This is a genomic window from Streptacidiphilus monticola (genome assembly GCF_042658505.1).
GTDB classification, from domain to species: domain Bacteria; phylum Actinomycetota; class Actinomycetes; order Streptomycetales; family Streptomycetaceae; genus Streptacidiphilus; species Streptacidiphilus monticola.
Genome location: NZ_JBHSQJ010000012.1, coordinates 1 through 3,991, shown reverse-complemented (window position 1 = coordinate 3,991; position 3,991 = coordinate 1). Strand labels below are relative to the sequence as shown.

3 protein-coding genes are annotated in these 3,991 nt (G+C 72.1%); all 3 read left to right on the top strand.

Going from position 1 to position 3,991, the window contains the following annotated elements; all coding sequences use genetic code 11:
* Positions 1-1,466, top strand: a 1,466-nt coding sequence (locus ACFP3V_RS04035; protein ID WP_380579751.1) for a leucyl aminopeptidase, incomplete at its 5' end; no start/stop codon positions are given.
* 380 nt (positions 1,467-1,846) lie between these two features.
* The gene (gene lpdA, locus ACFP3V_RS04030) at positions 1,847-3,235 is read left to right on the top strand and encodes a dihydrolipoyl dehydrogenase (RefSeq protein ID WP_380579749.1); all 1,389 of its coding nucleotides are present in this window, start codon (positions 1,847-1,849) and stop codon (positions 3,233-3,235) included.
* A 57-nt stretch (positions 3,236-3,292) separates the two neighbouring features.
* Positions 3,293-3,991 (top strand): biotin/lipoyl-containing protein (locus ACFP3V_RS04025; protein ID WP_380579747.1); only part of this gene is annotated, 699 nt, incomplete at its 3' end.

Sequence of the window (3,991 nt, the reverse complement as noted above, 5' to 3'; positions counted from 1 at the left end):
ACGCCGTTGTCGTGGCCGTGGCGAAGGGCGCCGAGGGCCTGGTGCTCGCGCCGGGCTCCGAGGCGGTCGACGAGGCGTTCGACGGCAAGCTCGCCGACATCCTCACCACCCTGGGCGCCACCGGCGCCCAGGACGAGGCGGTCAAGGTCCCGGCCCCGGCCGGGATCAAGGCCGGCCTGGTGCTCGCGGTCGGCCTCGGCGCCGAGGCCGAGGACGGCGGGTACGACGCCGAGGCGCTGCGTCGCGCGGCCGGCACGGCCGCCCGTACCCTGCACGGCTCCAAGAAGGCCGCCTTCGCGCTCCCCGTCGCGGACGCGGACGCCGTCGAGGCCGTGGCCCTGGGCGCGCTGCTGGGCGCCTACACCTTCACCGCCTTCCGCAGCGAGGCCGCCAAGGCCGACGCGAAGGCCCCCCTGGGCGAGATCGCGATCGTCGGCGGCAAGCGCGGCGACAAGGCGGCCAAGGCGGCCGTCGAGCGCGCGACCGTGATCGCGGAGGAGATCAACCGCACCCGCGACCTGATCAACACTCCCCCGAACGACCTGTACCCGGCCTCCTTCGCGGCCCTGGTCCAGGCCGCGGGCAAGGAGAACGGCCTCAAGGTCGAGGTGCTCGACGACAAGGCGCTGACCAAGGGCGGCTACGGCGGCCTGCTCGGCGTCGGCGGCGGCTCCGCCCGCCCGCCGCGCCTGGTGCGGATCGGCTACACCCACCCGAAGGCCCGCGCCTCGCTCGCCTTCGTCGGGAAGGGCATCACCTACGACTCGGGCGGCATCTCGCTCAAGCCGGCCGGCCACAACGAGACCATGAAGTGCGACATGTCCGGCGCCGCCGCCGTCTTCGGCGCGGTGCTGGCCGCGGCCAAGCTCGGCCTGCAGGTCAACGTGACCGGCTGGCTGGCGCTCGCGGAGAACATGCCCTCCGGTTCGGCCACCCGCCCCGGTGACGTGCTGAAGATGTACGGCGGCAAGACCGTCGAGGTCCTCAACACCGACGCCGAGGGCCGGCTGGTGCTGGCGGACGCCATCGTGCGCGCGGGCGAGGAGAACCCGGACGTCATCGTGGACGTGGCCACGCTGACCGGCGCCATGATGATCGCGCTGGGCTCGCAGACCTTCGGCATCATGGCCAACCAGGACGAGTTCCGCGAGAAGGTCTTCGCCGCCGCGACCGCCGTCGGCGAGCCGGCCTGGCCGATGCCGCTGCCGAAGCACCTGCGCAAGGGCATGGACTCCAGCACCGCGGACATCGCCAACATGGGCGAGCGCATGGGCGGCGGCCTGGTCGCCGGCCTGTTCCTGCAGGAGTTCGTCGGCGAGGGCATCGCCTGGGCGCACCTGGACATCGCCGGCCCGGCCTTCAACGAGGGCGGCCCCTTCGGCTACACCCCCAAGGGCGGCACCGGCACCGCCGTGCGGACCCTGGTCGAGCTGGCCGAGCGCGCCGCCGCGGGCGAGCTGGTCTGACGGCGGGCCGCTGACGCGGCCTCAGTTCTCCGCCGCAGTGGGGCCTACCAGCAGGTAGGCCCCGCTTTTTCGTTTCACCGTGTTCGCCTGCAGCGAACGGGTTTCCGACCGTCCGTCGGAAAGCCGTGGACGAGGGTGGCCCAGCAGCGGTTCCTCAGGCCGGAATTGCGCTCTCGACCTGCGGAAACCACCCGGCCGCGCCGCCCTGACGGGCCGTCACCCCCGCCGGGGGCCTGTCCAGGGAACGGCCCCGGACATCACCAGCCAACAACAAGTGCGAGGATGTATCTCCGGCACGACTGGTCTCCCCACAAGGGAGAACAAGTCCCGGCCGGCGATCGACCGGGACGATCCGCACCCCTTTGCATGGAGGACGTGACGTGGCGAACGACGCCAGCACCGTTTTCGACGTAGTCATTCTCGGAGGCGGAAGCGGCGGTTACGCCGCGGCGCTGCGGGCAGCTCAGCTGGGCCTCCAGGTCGCGCTGATCGAGAAGAACAAGCTCGGCGGCACCTGCCTGCACCAGGGCTGCATCCCGACCAAGGCGCTGCTGCACGCCGGCGAGGTCGCCGACCAGACCCGCGAGGCCGCGGGCTTCGGCGTGAAGGCCACCTTCGAGGGCATCGACATCAACGCGGTGCACGCCTACAAGGACGGCGTCATCTCCGGCCTCTACAAGGGCCTGCAGGGCCTGGTCGCCAGCCGCAAGATCACCTACGTGGAGGGCGAGGGCCGCCTCTCCTCCCCCACCTCCGTCGACGTCAACGGCCAGCGCTACACCGGCCGCCACGTCGTCCTGGCCACCGGCTCCGTGCCGAAGTCGCTGCCGGGCCTGACCATCGACGGCGACCGGGTCATCTCCTCCGACCACGCGCTGAAGCTGGACCGCGTGCCGAAGTCCGCGATCGTCCTCGGCGGCGGCGTGATCGGCGTCGAGTTCGCCTCCGTCTGGCGCTCGTTCGGCGCCGAGGTCACGATCATCGAGGCGCTGCCGCACCTGGCCCCGCTCGAGGACGAGAACTCCTCCAAGCTGCTGGAGCGCGCCTTCCGCAAGCGCGGCATCAAGTTCGAGCTGGGCGCCCGCTTCGCCGGCGTCGAGTACACCGAGACCGGTGTCCGCGCCTCGCTGGAGAACGGCAAGCAGGTCGAGGCCGAGATCATGCTGGTGGCCGTCGGCCGCGGCCCGGTCTCCCAGGGCCTGGGCTACGAGGAGGCCGGGGTCGCCATGGACCGCGGCTACGTCCTGGTCGACGAGTACCTGCAGACCAACGTCCCCACCATCTCCGCGGTCGGCGACCTGATCCCGACCCTGCAGCTGGCCCACGTCGGCTTCGCCGAGGGCATTCTGGTGGCCGAGCGCCTGGCCGGCCAGAAGGTCGTCCCGATCGACTACGACGGCGTGCCGCGCGTCACCTACTGCAACCCCGAGGTCGCCTCCGTCGGCATCACCGAGGCCAAGGCCAAGGAGATCTACGGCGACGACAAGGTCGTCACCGCCAAGTTCAACCTGGCCGGCAACGGCAAGAGCAAGATCCTCAAGACCGCCGGTGAGATCAAGCTGGTCCAGGTCAAGGACGGCGCCGTGGTCGGCGTCCACATGGTCGGCGAGCGCATGGGCGAGCAGGTCGGCGAGGCCCAGCTGATCTACAACTGGGAGGCCCTGCCCTCCGAGGTCGCGCAGCTGATCCACGCGCACCCCACCCAGAACGAGGCTCTCGGCGAGGCGCACCTCGCTCTCGCGGGCAAGCCGCTGCACAATCACGACTGACGTCTCCCTCGTCACACGCCAATCCATCCGCACGCACCACAAGGAGCAACTGAAACCATGGCGGTCTCAGTAACACTGCCCGCACTCGGCGAGAGCGTGACCGAGGGCACCGTCACCCGTTGGCTCAAGGCCGAAGGCGAGCGTGTCGAGGTCGACGAGCCGCTGCTCGAGGTCTCGACCGACAAGGTCGACACCGAGATCCCCGCGCCCGCCTCCGGCGTTCTGGCCTCCATCAAGGTCGCCGAGGACGAGACCGTCGAGGTCGGCGCCGAGCTGGCGGTCATCGACGACGGCTCCGGCGCTCCGGTCGCCGCCCCCGCCCCGGCCGCTGAGCAGGCGTCAGCTCCCGCTCCCGCCGCGCCCGTTGCCGAGGCCCCGGCCGCTCCGGCCCCCGTGGCCGAGGCTCCCGCCGCCCCCGCTGCGGCTCCGGCCGGCGGCGCCCAGGGCACCCCGGTCACCCTGCCCGCGCTCGGCGAGTCCGTCACCGAGGGCACCGTCACCCGCTGGCTGAAGTCGGTCGGCGACACCATCGAGGTCGACGAGCCGCTGCTCGAGGTCTCCACCGACAAGGTCGACACCGAGATCCCGGCCCCGGTCGGCGGTGTGCTGCTGGAGATCCTGGTCGGCGAGGACGAGGTCGCCGAGGTCGGCGCCAAGCTGGCCGTCATCGGCGCCCCCGGCGCCGCTCCGGCCGCCGCCCCCGCCCCGGCCACGCCGGCCCCCGCTGCCGCCCCGGCCCCCGCCGCTCCGGCCCCC